The following is a 17,119-nucleotide window of genomic DNA, read 5'->3' on the forward strand; positions in this document are numbered from 1 at the left end:
GACTTGGTTTAGCGTCTGCGTAAGAAATCCCATTGGCTCAAAATACAATAGGCCGAACTTGGGCGGTAAGCGGGGCCCTCTACGGCCCTTTGATCTTAAATATTTTTGAATTTGCAAGGGAGGGTTTTCAATGGCAGACCAATTCGACGTGATTGTGGTTGGCGCAGGCACTGCTGGTTGCGTGCTTGCGAGCAGGTTGAGCGAAGACCCCAATCGACGCGTCCTCCTGCTTGAGGCAGGAGGTGATGACCACGACGCGCGCGTAACGACACCAGCCACCTTTGGTGCATTAACGAATACGCGTTTCGACTGGGGGTTTCGAACCGGACCACAGGATCATCTTTCAAAACGCCAAATCAATTATCCGCGTGGCCGGGGGCTCGGAGGAACAGGCTCAATCAATTACATGATTTATCTGAGAGGGCATCCTTCCGACTACAACACCTGGCAACAGCTTGGGGCGACGGGTTGGGGATGGGATGACGTTCTTCCTTATTTTCGCAAGGCGGAAAACTGGCAAGGATCAGGACAGACGAACGTCCATGGAGATACCGGCCCCTTGACGGTCACCGGACAAAGCGAGAAATCGCCACTGACTGAAATTTTCCTCTCGGCGTGCCAGCAAGCGGGCGTTCCGTTCAATGATGATTTGAATGGTGATGAAATAGAAGGCTGCGGGTATTTTCCGGCAACTCTGCAAGACAACAAGCGTGGCAGCACCGCGCGCACATATCTCAGATTTGCGACCAATCGGGATAATCTGACGGTGGCAACCGGAGCGACGGTACTTGGCTTTATCGTAGAGGGTAAGCGTGTCCTGGGGGTTAACTATTTTGCACGCGGACAAGTTCAACGTGCCGTAGCACCGGAAACCGTCCTCTCGGCCGGTGCTGTTGGATCTCCGCAACTTCTTCAGATCTCGGGTATTGGTCCAGCGGAACTTCTTCAAAGTGTCGGGGTTGAAGTCCGGCATAATTTGCCCGGCGTTGGCAAAAACCTGCAAGACCATTTGCACTACCGCAGCCGTTGGGAGATCGACAAACCATTGACCTTCTACGGGCGTACTGCGGAAGACCTTGCCGATGCCCAACGTCAATTTGAAGAAGGGCGCGGACCGCTAACGACCAATCATTTTGAGTCAGGCGCGTTTCTGAAATCAAATCCGGGCGTTGAAGCACCTGACATCGAACTTCTGATGATCCCGTTTTTTATCAGCCTCGGTGCGCCTGAAATGCGTCCGCCCGACCGGCATGGTTTTACAATCTCTGGCTTCCCGACGCGCCCACGGAGCACGGGGCATATTGCCATCGTGTCTGACAATCCTTTGGACCGGCCATTGATCGACCCGGGATATCTGAGCGACCCTGCTGATATCGATCTCATGCTTGCCTGCATTTCAGAGGCGCGACGCGTCGTGTCGCAAGAGGCCTTTGCAGAGCTAAGGCCGCGAGAAATCTCGCCTGGTCCGGACCTGACAAACTACGAAGACCTGATCGCCAATATTCGTGAAGTGTCGTCCACATCATGGCATCCGGTTGGCAGCTGCCGCATGGGTCAGGACAAAAACGCCGTTGTAGCACCTGATCTAAGAGTGCACGGACTAGACGAGCTGAGTATCGCCGATGCCTCCGTGATGCCCCGGATGAACACCGGCCATCCCCAAGCCCCTGTTATTATGATCGCGGAAAAGGCCGTCGACTTGATTGCAGCGCGCGCCTGAGAAATGGACATAAACCCGTGCAATTCAAAAGGCAGGTTTGGGCCGAAAATGCCCCCCTAACAGCTCGGAAAGGGTGTCCGTTTGGTGATCCAATAGAAAAAACCCGATAGTCCACTCCCGGCCCCGTTTGCGTCATTCATTCAGTACGCAGCGAGTAACTCCTTCTCGCCAGATTGTAAATTCGATGTATTGTGCATTTCACCCTTTTTAGGGAGCGACTTTTCTGTGATGAAATCTTTGAAAATCAAGAGAAACAAAAACTAATTCTCGAGATTTTCCTTTAAAGAGACCGCAAACGAAATTATGTGCGCCACGCCCGCAAAATTATTTGCGAACTGACCTGCTCTCCCGAAGCTGATGAGGATTGGTCACCAACCAACCTCCGGTCTTCAATGCGAGTGAACATTCTTCCTGGAACCCCACCTGGAGCGGTTCCAGCTAAGCTTGAACCGCTCTAGGCCCCGCGTTGCTCTTTTTCCGGCTGCGTGCCACCCAAGGTATTTCGGAGCTTCGTGGAAAGGGCGGTGAGTGTCTCGGCCTGACTGTCGCCAAGTGCCAAGGTGATCAGGGCAGTCGCCTCCTGCCAAACGATCAATACTTTTTCCAAAGCTGCCCGGCCGTCCGGCGTCAGGTCGAGAATATCGCTGCGGCGGTTTACAGGATTTGTGCTTTGCGTGATGAAGCCCAGCGCCACCAACCGTTCTGTCATGGAACTCATACTGCCCGCCGAAACATCGAACTGTTTTGCCAGATGCCTCTGTGAGGTCGGTCCGATCTTGGACAAGGCATCCAGGATAAGAGCCTGTCGGTGACGGATCCCGGTTGGTTTCAGCAGCATTTCAACCCGCTTTTCCAGCAAGGTGGCTGAATGCAAAACAGGGTGAAGGTCTACTGCTGTTCGTTTCATGGCCTGACTGCGTTGCAAAAAGGTGGTCACGACACTTAACAGTCATAATGTTCTGATGTAAATAGTTTGGATCAGAACAAACATTGGCATGCAACTCCCACCTTCACTGAATTCCCAAGGAGTAACACCATGAAACCGCTTATCGGGATCGCACTAGCAACCCTCGGCTTGGGAGCACTCGCCGTACCGGCTCAATCGGCAGGAAACCTTGTTGAAGTTCAACTGACTGACAGGCTGGACGACGCTCGCGGCTACTGTCTGGACATAGCTGGTGGACGGGGCAAAAATGCGCCGCTTGACAGCGGACTACAGGCACACACCTGCTACAACTACACGGGCGGCATCCTTGAAGATCAGGGCTTTGACGCGGATCTCATCGGCAAGGGAGAGTTCCGAATTCCCTATTTTGATGTCTGTATGACAGTTCCATCCGTTGAAGCTGGAGCGCCGATTGTGCTTGGCTCATGTACCGGGACAGACACACAGAAATTCACCCTGAAAGACAATGGACATCTGGTCACCCAGGCCGACCCGAAGCTGTGCGTAACGGTCAACAGTACGGAAAAACGGGAAGGACGCGGTGGCTCTCCCATCCATGTGATGCGCCCTTTGTCCCTCCAGCCCTGTGACGATGCCAACTTGGCCTACCAAACCTGGTCTTTGTTCCAATTGTAGGAGCATTCGATGAACACCAGTGTGACCAGAATTGCCTCATATGATGCCATTTCGTGGTACAGTCACTGGATCATCGCCGATGCGATGATTGGGATGAAGCCTTCCGGGCAAGGGTCGATCTTGCGCTCACTTGAAAGTTCTGCGCATTGCCACGACCGCATATTTCTGAGCTGATTTTGCGAATATGGTTTGGGTCGAAGTCTATCCGGCCAGATGAACCTTAGGACGGTGCCGCCGAGCGCATTAAATTTGCGAAGCGGCGGGCCAGCATCAATCTATATTCATAAATTACAAGACCTTAGGCGGCAACCAACATTCTGTCTGAGTTCTTGGGGCATGAGCCTCACTTCGCCTTGAAACGGATTTTCGATTTCGAAATCGATCCGAAAATCCGTCTGCTGCCAGTACCATCAATCGATCAGGGATCGGACAAGTGCGTTCGACTGATCGAGACGTTCGGCGATAGTGCGAATGAAGTGGCTGTTGAGTGCGTGGGCCAGTTCCGGCTGCGAGCGGGCAATCTGAAACAAATCGTTGTGGCTGAGCCGCCAGAGAACCGCTTCGGTTTCTGCTATTGCAGAAGCGGTTCGGGCGCGCTGCAAGAAGAATGACATCTCACCAACAGTCGTGCCTGGACCCAGCGTGCGCAAGTGCACTGGCTGTTCATTTAGGGTCTCGAGCTGAACTCTGACAAAACCACTTTCGATAAAATAGATATCTGTCCCCCCTTCGCCCTGGTTGATAATGCGGTTTTGCGTCTGGTATGTGATTTTTTCCAGGTATGGCCGCATTGCTTCGAACGCGTGCGGATCGTCCAGATCGTGCGCGAGTCGATCAGCAAACCGCTGGGTGTGCTGCGTGCCGGGGCGGTTCTCCCATTCATGCAGCAGACAGTCTTCGCACCATGCAACGGCTTGGTCTGTCTCATCGAAATGCAAAACGGCTGAACCGTGCATGCCTCCCAAAATCAGCCTGTTCAGCCTTTGGGACAGGGCCGGGTTGAGCCCGCTGACGATCAGCCTGCAGTCCTTTTCCCGAACCATCCCGCAAATCTTGGTCAAACTCTGAATGGCGGAGGAGTCAAAGCCCGTAACATCCCGGCAATCCAGAACCAGGAACCGAACGTCCGAGGTCTCGAAGCACTGTCGCACACGATGATACACCTGCTGTACACTTCCAAAAAAGATGAACCCCTGAAGCCTCAACACTTGTATTTTCGAGCCGTTTTTCCGCAGATAGGCCTGGTCATCGGGATGATGCTCCACGCGACTTTGATAGGTTTCGCCGCTGATGGCGTATTTCACAACCTCAACGCGTGCATATTCCAGCACAAAGAGCGCCGCTGCCGCGAAAACGCCCACCAACACACCCTCCAAAAGCCCGACATTGATAATCAGCGCGACGATAAGCAAGACGATGAGGTACTCACGACGCGACACCTTGGCGTAGATGCCGATCAGCCATTGATAGAGCAAGCCACCGCCGATCCAGAGCAGAAGGCCACCAAAAAGCGGGATTGGAATGAAGCTGAGCAGGGTCGCTCCATAGAGCAGAATGGCTATACAAACGGCCGCCACCAGCAGACCCGTGATGCGATAGGACGCGCCGAGATGGTGCGCCAATATCGTCAGGCCCAACCCCTGAAACCCTGCGGCCCCGCCCCCCGCACCGGCAAGCACATTCGCAAGGCCAGCGGCGCGCAACTCGCGGTCCAGATCAATGTCGCGGCGCACAGACAATTCGATGCCGCTGGATGCAAACAGCAGCGCCGCGCCGCTGATCGCCAGCAGAGCGCTGATTTTCGGAAGCTCCGACCAGATCGCCGTCCAATCGGCCTGCGCCAGCGGGTTGCCCTGAAATGGCAGGGTGATGCTGCCGTCCTGCGCAGGCGTAAAGAACCAGCCCTGGCCTTGCAGTTCAGCCATTGGCAGGCCGAGCACCCAGGCGGCCACATGGAACGCCACCAGGAAGACTGCAATGGCGAGCGGCAGGACCATCGGGCTTCCGCTGCGCCGCGCGGCAAGATCCACGACAAGAGCGAAGGCGACAGCGGGGAGCCATTTGATCAGGTTTGCGGTCTCAAACAGCGTGGGCAGGGTCTGTGCCGAGAGAGGATTGCCAAGGATGACCGCCATGGCTCCGGAGACGATCAGCCAGCCCATACCAGCCAGAAACCCGGCCAGCACCGGATAGGGAATGAAGCGGATCAGCCCGCCCAGGCCGAACACTCCCATCGCAAGGAGCGCAGCACCGGTGACGGTTGTTGCCAGTCCGATCATCACGATGATGGTGGCCAGGATTTCGGCTTCGCTGTGTGCCGCGGACATGGTGCCGTGGATTGAAGCCGCGATGACGGCCAGCGTGACCACCGTCACCTCTTGCGTCACCGACAGCATTCCCGGGCAGGAACTGAAGAGTGCGATCACCATGCTCAGCACGATGGTGCCAAGAAGGCAAATGCCGATGGCCAGTGTGATGTGCGTGCTCAACACCGAAGAAAACAGCAGCGCTGCCGCAGAAATGGCAAACATCGCGGTGAGCACACCGCAGATCAGCCCGGCGGAGAGGATGGCCAGCAGGTCGGTCAGCCAGTGTGCGCCGGTCAGAGGGCCGAAGCCACCCTCTGCCACGGGCGCGCGTCCTGCGCCAGCGGCGACGGGGCCGCTGGTCTCCTCTGCGAAAGCCTCTGCGTGGGCGTGGTCATCCATGTTGCGCGATGCGGCATCAAGGATGCCGTCCTTCAGAGGTTAGCCGGGTATCAGCGAGCCTCGTCTGTCTTGCTCCGCGCTTGAACCAATCCGAGCCCGGCGAGCCCGGCGAGCAACAAAAGCCCACCCGCAGGAAGGGGAACGGCGGTGATCTGTGACGGGGTGAAACGGGCAAAGACAAAGTAGTCGATATTGGATGTATCATCAGCGACTTTTATGCTCGTGTTAGAATTTGTCGAAACTGCATCATCCCCGCCCAACACACCATAATTGAAAAAGGCGATTGTTCCTGCACGCATAAGCCCCGGTCGGAACTCATACGGAATGTTGATCCAACCACGGTTAAAAAAGTTTGTTTCAATACCGGCAGTCAGAGTATGATCACTGTCGAAATCTCCCAGGGGTCCATCGAGAAAAACCGTGTTCATGAGACTTGTGGCCGCTGCAGCGGCCAGAGTGCGTGTCGAGAAATCAAAGTCGGATGCGCTGGTGCACCCGTTAAACAGCGCCACGCAGGTGCCATCGACAAATTCAACATCATAAAACGTGCCATTGACATCGACGTTTCTGGCGCCCAGCAGCTGGCCGCCGGCGACGTTCAACTGCACGGTGGCCGCGAGGCCCGATGTGGTTGTCAGTGCAACCAGAGCGGCGGCGATGGCAAGTGACCTGATGGTCATATCTATGTCTCCTTGTGAGTGGTCCTGATTGACAGGCCTTTGGGACGTTTGAACCCAGACAGTGACCGCTTGACCGCTCGGTACGAGGGCGCGCGACGACGTCCGAGACATGGGTTGCACCTGTCTGACGTCCTGCGCCAGCGGCGGCGGGGCCGTTGGTCTCCTCTGCGAAAGCCGCCGGGTGGGCGTGATCGTTCATGGGTCGCGTTGCGGCATCAAAGATGCCGTCCTTCAGAGGTAAGCCGGTTATCAGCGAACCTCTTCTGTCTTGCGCCGCGCTTGAACCAATCCAAGCCCGGCGAGCCCGGCAAGCAACAAAAGCCCACCCGCAGGAAGGGGAACGGCGGTGATCTGCGACGGGGTGAAACGGGCAAAGACAAAGTAGTCGATATTGGACGTATCAGTAGTGAGTTTTATGGAAGAGAGCGTTGAAAGAATGTCGAAGTCGTCAGGCTCATTGAAAAAGTTGATTGTTCCTGCACTCAAAGATCCCGGTCGGAACTCATACGGAACAGCGATAAAGCCAACGTCCAAAAAGTTTTGTTCAATGCCGGCAGTCAGTGCTGGATCACTGTCGAAATCTCCCAGGGGTCCATCGAGAAAAACTGTGTTCATGAGACTTGTGGCCGCTGCAACGGCCAGAGTGCGCGTCGAGAAAGCGAAGTCGGATGCGCTGGTGCACCCATTAAAAAGCGCCACGCAGGTGCCATCGACAAATTCCACATCGTAGAGCGCGCCGTTGACATCGACGTTTCTGGCGCCAAACAATTGGCCACCGACGACGTTCAACTGCACGGTGGCCGCGAGGCCCGATGTGGCTGTCAGTGCAACCAGAGCGGCGGCTATAGCAACTGACCTGATGGTCATATCTATGTCTCCTTGTGAATGGCCCTGATTGACAGGCCTTTGGAACGTTCGGGCGCAGCAGGACGTCGACCTCTTGACCGCTCGGTACGAGGGCGCGCGACGACGTCCGAGACATGGGCTGCACCCGTCTCACGGTAGTTCTCGTCCCGGTTGAAGTGGGCGGCGATTGCAGGCATCATCAAAACCAAGTTTGCTGTGTGAAGAAAACCGCGCGACTGACTTTTGACCGAAACGTGGCCAATTTTGTCCCAAACAAGCGCAGTCGGATGCTGCGAATTCGCATGGAACCTTCGAAACACACAGTCTTGGTTGGGGACGATGATCAGAAATTGTGTGATCGCCTGCGTGCTGTTTTTGCTGTCTTGCGGCAGCGGTGCCGTCTGGGCTGACGATGCGCGGAATCCGGCATGCCAGCAGCCGGAGCAGACTGCGCCAATGGCCAATTCGCTCTTGGACGAGCCGACCGACAAACTGCGCCCTCTTGGAGCCGAATACTACCTCGATCCTGCCGGAGACGCCGGGCCCGACCGCATTTTCACCGAGGCCTTCGCCCCCGCCGCCTGCAACGGGATTTTCAAAGCGCCTTTGCCGGGTCAGTCCGCATGGCTGCGGTTTGCGCTCGCCAACCCGCATGACGAAACCCACCGCTGGGTGATTGGCCTGATGGAGACGATCTTCGACGAGGTGACCCTGTTCGAAGAGAGGGATGCCAGGCTGGTCGAAGTCGGACGCACGGGCCGCGTGGTGCCCTGGATGGACAAGAACAACACCGCTATCCGGACAGGCATTGAAGTTACCATGCAGCCAGGAGACGAGCGGGTGTTTTACCTGCGTCTCGCAGGCACCTTCGCGCCCACCATGACCGCTGTGATCATGTCGGCGGACCTGTTCTTCGGCTGGAGCACGCTGAGACTGATCATGACCGCCCTGTTTTTGGGGTATGTCGCGACAATCGCGCTGTTCAGCCTGATCCTGTTCCGGCAGATCGACGTGCGCTTTTATCAGTACTACACGCTCTACATCCTGTGCCTGTTTGTCTATTCGTTCATCTATGATGGCTGGCTAAGCAAATTCTTCGACGTCACGCTGCCGATTACCACACTCGCCCCGATCACCGAGTTATTCGCCGGACTGAGTACGCTCGCCATCGTGCAGTACTGCCGGATCCTGCTGAATACTCACGACGATCCATGGGTCTGGCGCCACCTGTTCACACTGCTGTCGGCTGTGGTGGTCGTCGTGATCGCGTTGGCGGTGGTTGACCCGTGGCGCCTGTCCGGACCGCTGCATCTGATCTACTTCCTCAGCCCACTGATCCTGCTGACGGTTGCTGTCCGCAAGATCATAGCGGGGCTGCCACAGGCAAGGCCCATTGCCTGCGCGCTGCTGTCGCTGAGTTTAGGGCTCTCGATCGCAGTCTTCGCGTTCATGTTCCCGCTGAACATCACCGGTGCGGCCCACGCTTATGAACTGGTGCTGCTACGGCCCCTGTCCTGGGGATATTATCTCGCGATCGCCGGCGAAACGCTGTTCATGATGTTGGCCATCTCAACAATGGTGCGCTCCATGCAGAGCGAACGGCATGTCGCTGCCGCTGAGCTCGCCTCATTGGGGCAGCAGATGCAACATATCGAACAAAAACACCGGGCGGTGGAGAAGACGACGACCGCGCGGCTTGAAGCGTTGGAGAATGCGCTGGCGGATGATCCGGAGAACCGGCAACACCTGTCCGCCAAGCAACAGTTCCTGGACCGTGTCACGGAGTGCGTTCTCGACAGCGTGAAGGATCAGGATTTCAGCGTTGAGAAACTCGCATCCTCCCTTGCGATCAGTCAAAAGACACTGGGACGCCGACTGAAAGAGGCCAGCGGGCAGTCGCCCGCTTCGTTCATCAGGTCGGCGCGCTTGAACTTCGCCCGCAATCTAATCCTTCTGGATCAATACAACACCGTTGCCGAGATTGCCCATGCATCGGGTTTCTCAAGCGTCAGCAACTTCGCCAAGCACTACCGGCAAGAGTTTGGCGAGATTCCAAGTAAGTCCATCAATTCACTCAGGAAAAATCAATGAAGACACAAAGCTTCATTGGAGTCCGGTCATTTTGATCAGTTTTGTGCCGCGGACGCGTTCAGCGTACAGCCCGGCAACGCCCTCGGAAGAGGAAAGACGCATAAGGAACGGAAGCGCTTTGATGACTGAAGGGGTACATGCGTCCCAATATTGGGCCGGATTGCGGTTTCGAAGCAAACGGCCGAAATACCGTTCTGTCCTATCGCCCGCAACAAGGAGCGCCGGCCCTTTTTCTTGCTCAGATTTCAGGCCAGGGTGCCGGCCTGCCGAAGTGGAAACCCTGCGCAGCGTCGATGTCGAGCGTTTTCAGAAGCTCCGCCTCACCTGGCGTTTCGATGTGTTTTGCAATCACCTTCATTCCTAGATCACGGACCGTTCCGATCAACCCGTTGAGGATTTTCGCCTTTGACGGATCCAGCATCACCTGACGGATCAGACCGGCCTCCAGCTTCAGCCATTCGACCCGCATACCATTCAGTCGCGACAGGACCGGCCAGTGGCCCGCAAAATCGTCGATTGCCGTCTGGCAGCCGAATTCTGCGACAAAGCCGAAAAAGGATTCCACGGTCGAAGGTTCCCGCAAAAGATCTTTTTCAGCGATTTCAAGGCACAAACGCGAGGCAAGCAGCGGGTTGACCGAGAGACGGTTGTGCAAGGCGTCCCGGAAGTCGGGATCCCGCGCCGACTCGGCAGACACATTCATTGTCAGAAGCGTTCGCGTCGCCTGTCTTTCGGCGGCGTCCAAGACCCGGTCCAGCGTCCAGGTATCGACCTGGGCGATAAAGCCGGACCGCTCCGCAGCTGAAATCCAGGCGCGCGAAGACATGCCTTTCGCCCTGTCCCCCTGAAGGCGCAACAACACTTCGGCTCCGCACACCCGATCGTTCTTTAAAGACACGACGGGCATGGCATAGAGCGTCAATTCCTTGCCGCAGAAACTCTCCGGTTCGGGAACACTTACCTGATCACCGGTAGCGCAGGAACACTCATCCGGCCGGACCTGGTGCACCTGGACGGAATGCCCCCCAATCCGTTTGCCACGTAAACACGCCCGGTCGGCGAGCCCGAGCAGTGATGCTGCGTCCTTCTTTTCGAGCGCCGCCGTTCCGTCAATGAAAGCGACCCCGACGGATCCGCTGATCGTGAAAACGCGATCCTTTACCTCAAGCCTGATGCGGCCGAAGCCTTCCAGGATCTGTTCGGCGAATTCGAGTGCCGTCTCCTCGCTCGAAACGGGCAGCATTGCCGCAAACTCGTCGCCGCCTATACGTGCAACCGTGCCGAATTCGCCAAGTGTCAGGGTCAAACACGAAGCGACGCGCAAAAGCATGTCGTCGCCTGCATCGTGCCCGCCAAGGTCGTTGACCTTCTTGAATTCATCCAGATCGATGTAATAGACGGCCAGGCCTGCTTCCGCCTCGCAGGTCATGCGTTCCAGCTCACGCCGCAGGGCCCGTGTGAATGCGCGGCGGTTCTCCAGCCCGGTCAGGGGATCCTGATAGGCCAGCCGCCTGTTTTCAGCAATCTCGTGAGGATTGTCCACATTGCGGCGGATCACCGCCATGAAGGACCCGTTGCTTGTTTTTGTGTCCTGTTCCAGCGGACAACCGACGAGCCGGATTTCAGACATTTTCGCGCCGCCTGCGCTCCTGGCATTGCCCATGCCGGTATCTTCGGGGATGTGGAACGTATGCGGCAGTTCGTTTCGCGCCTGCTCGAGCGTATCGAAGATGACTTTCGGGTCGACACCTGTCCCCGTGCGCTCGACAAGCGTGGCAACGATGTCTCCCAGGCTTTCCGTCCCGTCAAAAATCAGCACGTCATCCGGGAAATGTTCCAGCACCCGTTTGTCCAGAAGCGCTTTTCGCACCTTCGGGGCATCTGCGGAAACCAGCGCGCTTTCGGTTACGCCGGAGCTTTCCGGAACCGGTTGACGCTCAACTTCGAACTGAACCAGCACTGCTTCGCTGTCTTCCTGCAGGAAAATGTGAGAGGTGCAGACTACGTGACTGCAAAAAATTTCGCCCGACGTCAGCCTGACCTCACCGCAAACTTCCGCCGGAAACCCGCCAAAGGCAGCGGACAAGACCAGTTCGCATCTTTTCCAGCTTTCCGCCGACAAAAGCGCATCAAGGCGCTTGGGTGCCGGACGCTCTCCAAGGTTTGCGCAGGCTGTCTCGAACAAACCATTGTGTTTCACAATAGCACCATCGCGCGCGACGTAAGCGGCCGCGAACGGAAGCACTTCCAAGAGGGAAGCGTGAAATGCCGATAGCGTATTGCTTTTCACACGACCGAGGTGATCCCGCCGGTCAAGCTCCAACCGATGGCTGATTTGCACCAGACAACCCTTTCAAATAAGTTTGCTCGCTTGGCGCCAACTCAAATACAACAGCGCCGCCCCCCGAAAATTATTACCACAGTTTAACTGTTATTCTCGCTCAAGCAAAATAACTCACAGCTCTTAAAAAGTTTATGGTTAATTTTAAATTTACTAATAAGATTCAAATTTATTTCAAATTTATACTTCTCTCTACTCTTATTCTTATAAATTGCGGAATTTGCCTTATTTTGATCACGCGACTGACGTAAGGGCAGCCCGCAGCCGCTTCTGATATCCGAAATTCTGTTTGCGGTTTTTCCATTCACCTGCTTCTGAAGAGTCGTGTCATGAAGAGTATTTTGGCTTGGCCGGCATGCCGAATGTCTGTGCTTTGCGTCATCCCGTTTCTCGCATTAGGTGTAGGCCCGGCGGTTTCAAAGGACGCCTTTCAGCAATGTGGCAAAGCGTCCTGGTACAAGCTGGGCGGAACGACAGCGAGCGGAGAGCGCGCCAACCCCCAGGGCATGACGGCCGCGCACCGGACACTTCCCTTCGGAACGCTCGTGGATGTTACCAACCTGTCAAACGGCAGAACCGTGACAGTTCGAATTAATGACCGGGGGCCTTTCGCCAAGGGGCGGGTCATTGATGTCACCTTGGCGGCGGCGCGAGAGCTTGGCTTCGTTGGAAAAGGTATTACCAGGGTGCATGTCGCCAACGCCGGAGCCAAAAACCGCGCCAAGTCTAAGCAGAAATGCCAGTGATTGCCGAAGGCAACCGCAGTTTCACGCCCGGATAGCGAGACTCGAGTGGCAAGCTAGAGCGCTCCAACTTACTGATTCAATTTGATAATTTTCGTACTTCACTTGTTTCGCAAACGACTCAGTATGAATAACGATCAGTCGCATTACGGTGAATCAAAAAATAAAATATTTTACGGTAATGACATTCAATTGAGATGCCGTTAGAGTTGCCGCCGTGGTCGATGGGGCCACGTGCACAGTAACTTATTTCGCGCAGTCTCACGGCTGCGCGTTTTTTTTAATCCTGCCAACAAATTAGGCACTATATGCGCTCGCGCTTTCCTTCTGCCGCACTGATCATCGTGGCCAAGGTGGAGGCAATGCATCAAACGCCGGCACCCCGGTCGAGCAGGCTCAGAAAAGACGCGGCACTGTCGCGCAGGTCCTGTTTTTTCCGATCATCCATGCGCTTCCACGTCGCGTAGGGCTGACCTAACCTGGGGTTGTTTCCAAGCCGATCCTGGTTCCGATCCAGAAAGTCCCAATAAAGAGCGTTGAACGGACACGCTGTTGAACCGGTCTTCTGACGCACGTCATAGGCACAGCTCTGACAATAGTCCGACATCTTGTTGATGTAGTTGCCGCTCGACATGTAGGGCTTGGAGGCGAGCAACCCTCCGTCCGCAAACTGGCTCATGCCGATCGTGTTGGGAAGTTCGACCCACTCATAAGCATCGGCATAAACGGCAAGGTACCATTCGTGTACTTCGTGCGGGTCGATGCCGGCCAGCAACGCGAAGTTTCCCGTCACCATCAGCCGCTGGATGTGATGCGCGTAAGCTTCCTCGATCGTCTGCCCGATCGCTTCGGCCATGCAGTGCATTTTGGTGTCACCGGTCCAGTAAAAATCCGGTAGCGAACGGGACGCCCCCAACGCATTGGAGCGCGCGTAGTCCGGCATATTGAGCCAGTAGATGCCGCGCACATATTCGCGCCAGCCGAGGATCTGCCGGATGAAGCCTTCCGCAGCGTTGAGCGGCGCCTTGCCTTCCCGGTGGGCGGCCTCGACCTTCAGGCATAGATCCATCGGGTCGAGGAGACCGGCATTCAGGTAAGTGGACACCACGGAGTGATAGAGGAAATTTTCACCGGTGAGCATGGCGTCCTGATACGTTCCGAAATCTGCAAGCGCGTTTTCCAGGAATACGTCGAAGGCGGTTTCAGCGTCTTGCCGCGTCACGGCGAACCAAAAGGGATATAGATCACCGAGGTGGTCGCCAAACCTTCGCTCGACCAACTTAAGAACGTCTTTTGTCAGTTCATCAGGTTCAAACTTCGCCGGCTGGGGCATGAAAAAATCTGAGCGCGCAGGTTTGCGGTTGTCGGCATCGAAATTCCATTTGCCCCCTTCCGGCTTTCCGTCCGCCATCAGAAGGCCGGTCTTTTGACGCATGTCCCGGTAGAAATGCTCCATGCGCAGTTGCTTGTGTCCCGTTGCCCACGCGTGAAATGCCGCCCGTGTTGCGATGAACCGCGTGTCCTCCAGGATCTCGACCGGAGACTCAAGGGCCGTCTGCCAGGACTGAGCGTCCTCCAAGACCCGCCATTCTCCGGGCTCGGTTAGAAGAACCTTCTGCGGAGACAGTCTTTCGCAAGCACGGACGACCTCGCCGCGAAAGCTGCCTGTATTTCCGGGGTCCTCCAGCTTCACATAATCGACCTGCCAGCCACCTTGGCGCAACTCATCGGCAAAATGGCGCATCGCCGACAGGATGAACGCGATCTTCTTCTTGTGGTGGCGAACGTAAGTGGTCTCGTCGTGCACTTCGACAAGAAGAACCCGATCCAGCGACTTGTCGGCCCGCCGCAGGCTGGAAATGGACGGCGTCAGCTGGTCTCCCAGGATCAGAACGAGGTTTCGGCAGCCGGAAAATTTGCTCATTTTAATCTTGACCCCAGATCGGCATTTGCCGTTGATACGCACCGGATCGGCGCGCCTATCACCTTCTGCGGCAAAAAAGCTGACTTTTTCACGCAAGAGAAAAACGAAAGCTGCGCAGGCAGCGCACCTGCGGCGATATCTTGTCCAAATTCGCAGAAACCCATTGCCGGACGCAGCCGGATCTAGTATCAGGACGCTCTATCCGCCGCGTGGACAACCCACGCGCGGCCTGGCACCCGTAGCTCAGCTGGATAGAGCGCTGCCCTCCGAAGGCAGAGGTCACAGGTTCGAATCCTGTCGGGTGCGCCAAAAAAATCAATAATTTCAGTAAGTTACGGAGCGCTCTCAAAAAGAGAAGTTAAGGCACTGCAAATTTTTGCAAGTGTTTTCCGGCGATTTTCGAGTTGTGCTCGTACAAATCCCGTACAGCGCTTCTCTGAAAGTTGGAGGGGCAAATGCACTCGCCTTGCCTGCCTTCCGGCAAGGAGGCATGCATGAGCGAGCGCCGCCCGTTCCGGGAAGTGAAGCTTCAATGGCTAAGACTGCTGAGCTGTGATGCCAATATCAACGACAATGCCAAGTGCGTAGCGCTCTATATCGTGACCGCACATGTGAACGGCCACACCGAGAAGGCGTGGCCGTCCTACAAGACCATTGCCGAGGCAACCGGCAAGAGTGTCAAATCCATCCAACGCGCCATCCGGGATCTGGAAATCGGTGGATGGCTCAGCGTTCAACGCGGGAATGGCGTCGGGCACAATACGGAGTATTGCCCTACCGACGCCTCGATCCTAAAGGCCTCCGAGCTTCGAGAAAAGACGGACAAATCTGCCCCCCTTACCCCGTCCGAAGGCGGACAGATCTGTCCCGAAAGGCGGTCAGACGTGTCCGGCAAACGCGGTCAAATCTGTCCACCAAACTTAGAGAAAGAAAAAAATATAAAACCTAACGCGCGTGAGGTGCGCGCCAAGGCCGTCTCTCGCCGCTCCATTCCCGTCGTCGTCCTTCCAACAGCCCGGACTAGGCAGGTCAATGAATGGAATGCCTGGCTTGCCGAAAAGACCCTGCCAGACCTGGCGCGGTTCAATCTCGCAACCAGCGTTGACGGCTCATCCGGGTACCAGCTTCCAGGGCGTTGGCCCCCGGAAGGTGGCTCCGACAAAGAGCAGGATTGTTTGTCGTATTTCCTGAGCAGACTGCCAGCGAGTGCACACCAGGAAGCCGCTCAAGCAGCCTGTTTGGAGGCAGCATAACCGCAGCAGAATAGCCATTATTGCAGATACCGAGAGCTTCATCGACCTGGCCCAAACTCGAGTTGAAATCCTTGTTGAAACATCATTCAGCATCTGATTGAAAGCTTAAGCACAACACTCAATGCGCGAATATGCAGCCGAAGAATTTGGGAATTCCCATGATGAAAATTGTCGCGAGAATTGCAGCAATCGAGCTCGTTCGAGCCGTCTCGTTGACTGCCATCGCAATGTCAGCCTTTTGCATGGTGATGCTCACGTACTGTATCTTGGTGATTCCTTTGTCCCTCTATTTAGGCCGTATTCCGCTTGAAGACTGGCAGGTCTTTTCAATGGCATTTGGATTGGCGGTTCTGCCGGCTGTATTCGTCGCCAAGGTCCCATCCGTCGCCGCAGGAAATTTCGATGTGATTTTCGCAACAAGGCGCCCTTCTGAGCGGGAAAAGACATTGATTGGCGAAGTCGAGGCGGTTCTGCAAGCGCGGTCTGTCGCGACGGGGATCAGGCTTCCCAGGCTGGTTTGGCGGATACAGGACAGCGGGGAGCTCAATGCTTTTGCCTATGCCCACAATCGGGTCGTGTTCACCAAGGGGCTATTGCTCAAGTATGGGGACACAGCTTCTGGGATTGAGCGCCTCAGCGGTGTCATCGCCCATGAAATCGGACACTTACGCAATTGGGATACTCGGATCCAAATGATGCAACACTATCTCAATCTACCCATCAATTTCGGTGCTGAACTTGCCAACAGAACACTCAACCGGATCCCCTTCGTCGGTTTGCTGTTCACCGCCGGAACAACAGTCCTATGCATCCCGGCCAAGGTCGCTGAGATGCTCATCAATTCGATATCGAGGTTCACCGAGTACGAGGCCGACCGATTTGCCGCCCGTCTTATTGAGGGAAACCGACTTTCTGAAATTCTAGACGACTTCTCGAAGATGGAAGAACAACAGAGCGACACTTTCAGCGCGTGGATACAGCGCTCTCATCCGCCGGCAGAATTGCGACATGAGGCCGTATCGAAACACGTTCTTTGAAAAGACCAGTGCCCTATTGGTCAGGGCGCTGCTGACGAACGACCGCTTCGCGCCCCCATTTCGGAAGTTCAGCAAGTTGGGGCCAGATCCCGAATACCGACATTCATTCCGAATGCAGCGAAAGTGAAGAGAGGGCGGATTCCGGACTTCCGCTGCGCGTGTGATCTCAATACTGAGGCAGCACCAAATCGGAC

The 17,119-nt window shown here is 55.8% G+C and carries 13 protein-coding genes and 1 tRNA gene; 8 read left to right on the plus strand and 6 right to left on the minus strand.

Annotated features, from left to right (window positions below; translation table 11 throughout):
• The first annotated feature begins 130 nt into the window (after nt 1-130).
• Entirely contained in the window at nt 131-1,720 is a 1,590-nt protein-coding gene (locus Q0915_RS18505; RefSeq protein WP_299476781.1) for a GMC family oxidoreductase N-terminal domain-containing protein, read from the plus strand.
• A gap of 454 nt (nt 1,721-2,174) precedes the next feature.
• On the opposite strand, the gene Q0915_RS18510 is transcribed toward Q0915_RS18505, so the two are convergent.
• The gene (locus tag Q0915_RS18510) at nt 2,175-2,627 is read right to left on the minus strand and encodes a MarR family winged helix-turn-helix transcriptional regulator (RefSeq protein ID WP_299476784.1); all 453 of its coding nucleotides are present in this window, start codon (nt 2,625-2,627) and stop codon (nt 2,175-2,177) included.
• Nucleotides 2,628-2,756: 129 nt separating this feature from the next.
• On the opposite strand from Q0915_RS18510, the gene Q0915_RS18515 reads away from it, so the two are divergent.
• Both Q0915_RS18515 and Q0915_RS18520 read left to right on the plus strand, forming a co-directional pair.
• The gene (locus tag Q0915_RS18515) at nt 2,757-3,302 is read left to right on the plus strand and encodes a ricin-type beta-trefoil lectin domain protein (RefSeq protein ID WP_299476789.1); all 546 of its coding nucleotides are present in this window, start codon (nt 2,757-2,759) and stop codon (nt 3,300-3,302) included.
• 9 nt (nt 3,303-3,311) lie between these two features.
• On the plus strand, nt 3,312-3,476 hold the full coding sequence (locus tag Q0915_RS18520; protein WP_299476793.1) for a hypothetical protein: 165 nt from the start codon (nt 3,312-3,314) through the stop codon (nt 3,474-3,476).
• A gap of 236 nt (nt 3,477-3,712) precedes the next feature.
• On the opposite strand, the gene Q0915_RS18525 is transcribed toward Q0915_RS18520, so the two are convergent.
• The 3 genes from Q0915_RS18525 to Q0915_RS18535 all read right to left on the minus strand — a co-directional run bounded on the left by Q0915_RS18525 (nt 3,713) and on the right by Q0915_RS18535 (nt 7,557).
• Complete coding sequence (locus tag Q0915_RS18525; protein ID WP_299476796.1) at nt 3,713-6,010, minus strand: SulP family inorganic anion transporter; 2,298 nt, start codon at nt 6,008-6,010, stop codon at nt 3,713-3,715.
• Nucleotides 6,011-6,060: 50 nt separating this feature from the next.
• Complete coding sequence (locus tag Q0915_RS18530) at nt 6,061-6,690, minus strand: VPLPA-CTERM sorting domain-containing protein (RefSeq protein ID WP_299476801.1); 630 nt, start codon at nt 6,688-6,690, stop codon at nt 6,061-6,063.
• Nucleotides 6,691-6,939: 249 nt separating this feature from the next.
• Nucleotides 6,940-7,557, minus strand: coding sequence for a VPLPA-CTERM sorting domain-containing protein (locus Q0915_RS18535; protein WP_299476805.1), 618 nt, complete (start codon nt 7,555-7,557; stop codon nt 6,940-6,942).
• 318 nt (nt 7,558-7,875) lie between these two features.
• Here Q0915_RS18535 and Q0915_RS18540 point away from each other — a divergent pair, with 318 nt between their 5' ends.
• A complete protein-coding gene (locus tag Q0915_RS18540) occupies nt 7,876-9,627 on the plus strand; it encodes a helix-turn-helix domain-containing protein (protein WP_299544367.1) in 1,752 nt (583 codons plus the stop codon).
• Between the two features lie 238 nt (nt 9,628-9,865).
• On the opposite strand, the gene Q0915_RS18545 is transcribed toward Q0915_RS18540, so the two are convergent.
• Entirely contained in the window at nt 9,866-11,968 is a 2,103-nt protein-coding gene (locus Q0915_RS18545; protein WP_299476812.1) for an EAL domain-containing protein, read from the minus strand.
• Nucleotides 11,969-12,330: 362 nt separating this feature from the next.
• Here Q0915_RS18545 and Q0915_RS18550 point away from each other — a divergent pair, with 362 nt between their 5' ends.
• Nucleotides 12,331-12,714: a septal ring lytic transglycosylase RlpA family protein gene (locus Q0915_RS18550; protein ID WP_299476816.1), complete on the plus strand. Its 384-nt coding sequence runs from the start codon at nt 12,331-12,333 to the stop codon at nt 12,712-12,714.
• A gap of 364 nt (nt 12,715-13,078) precedes the next feature.
• Here Q0915_RS18550 and Q0915_RS18555 read toward each other — a convergent pair whose 3' ends face one another.
• Nucleotides 13,079-14,635, minus strand: a complete 1,557-nt coding sequence (locus Q0915_RS18555) for a cryptochrome/photolyase family protein (protein ID WP_299476820.1) — start codon at nt 14,633-14,635, stop codon at nt 13,079-13,081.
• 232 nt (nt 14,636-14,867) lie between these two features.
• On the opposite strand from Q0915_RS18555, the gene Q0915_RS18560 reads away from it, so the two are divergent.
• From Q0915_RS18560 to Q0915_RS18570, 3 genes are all read left to right on the plus strand, one after another.
• Nucleotides 14,868-14,944 (plus strand) — tRNA-Arg (locus Q0915_RS18560).
• 185 nt (nt 14,945-15,129) lie between these two features.
• A complete protein-coding gene (locus tag Q0915_RS18565) occupies nt 15,130-15,888 on the plus strand; it encodes a helix-turn-helix domain-containing protein (protein ID WP_299476823.1) in 759 nt (252 codons plus the stop codon).
• Between the two features lie 278 nt (nt 15,889-16,166).
• On the plus strand, nt 16,167-16,925 hold the full coding sequence (locus tag Q0915_RS18570; protein WP_299476827.1) for a M48 family metalloprotease: 759 nt from the start codon (nt 16,167-16,169) through the stop codon (nt 16,923-16,925).
• Nucleotides 16,926-17,119 lie beyond the last annotated feature (194 nt).

Source organism: uncultured Roseibium sp., from assembly GCF_947494555.1.
Taxonomy (GTDB): Bacteria; Pseudomonadota; Alphaproteobacteria; order Rhizobiales; family Stappiaceae; genus Roseibium.

Coding starts and splice junctions, on each gene's coding strand:
- Q0915_RS18505 (WP_299476781.1), top strand. CDS start 131: ATGGCAGACCAATTCGACGTGATTGTGGTTGGCGCAGGCACTGCTGGT.
- Q0915_RS18510 (WP_299476784.1), bottom strand. CDS start 2,627: ATGAAACGAACAGCAGTAGACCTTCACCCTGTTTTGCATTCAGCCACC.
- Q0915_RS18515 (WP_299476789.1), top strand. CDS start 2,757: ATGAAACCGCTTATCGGGATCGCACTAGCAACCCTCGGCTTGGGAGCA.
- Q0915_RS18520 (WP_299476793.1), top strand. CDS start 3,312: ATGAACACCAGTGTGACCAGAATTGCCTCATATGATGCCATTTCGTGG.
- Q0915_RS18525 (WP_299476796.1), bottom strand. CDS start 6,010: ATGGATGACCACGCCCACGCAGAGGCTTTCGCAGAGGAGACCAGCGGC.
- Q0915_RS18530 (WP_299476801.1), bottom strand. CDS start 6,690: ATGACCATCAGGTCACTTGCCATCGCCGCCGCTCTGGTTGCACTGACA.
- Q0915_RS18535 (WP_299476805.1), bottom strand. CDS start 7,557: ATGACCATCAGGTCAGTTGCTATAGCCGCCGCTCTGGTTGCACTGACA.
- Q0915_RS18540 (WP_299544367.1), top strand. CDS start 7,876: ATGATCAGAAATTGTGTGATCGCCTGCGTGCTGTTTTTGCTGTCTTGC.
- Q0915_RS18550 (WP_299476816.1), top strand. CDS start 12,331: ATGTCTGTGCTTTGCGTCATCCCGTTTCTCGCATTAGGTGTAGGCCCG.
- Q0915_RS18555 (WP_299476820.1), bottom strand. CDS start 14,635: ATGAGCAAATTTTCCGGCTGCCGAAACCTCGTTCTGATCCTGGGAGAC.
- Q0915_RS18565 (WP_299476823.1), top strand. CDS start 15,130: ATGAGCGAGCGCCGCCCGTTCCGGGAAGTGAAGCTTCAATGGCTAAGA.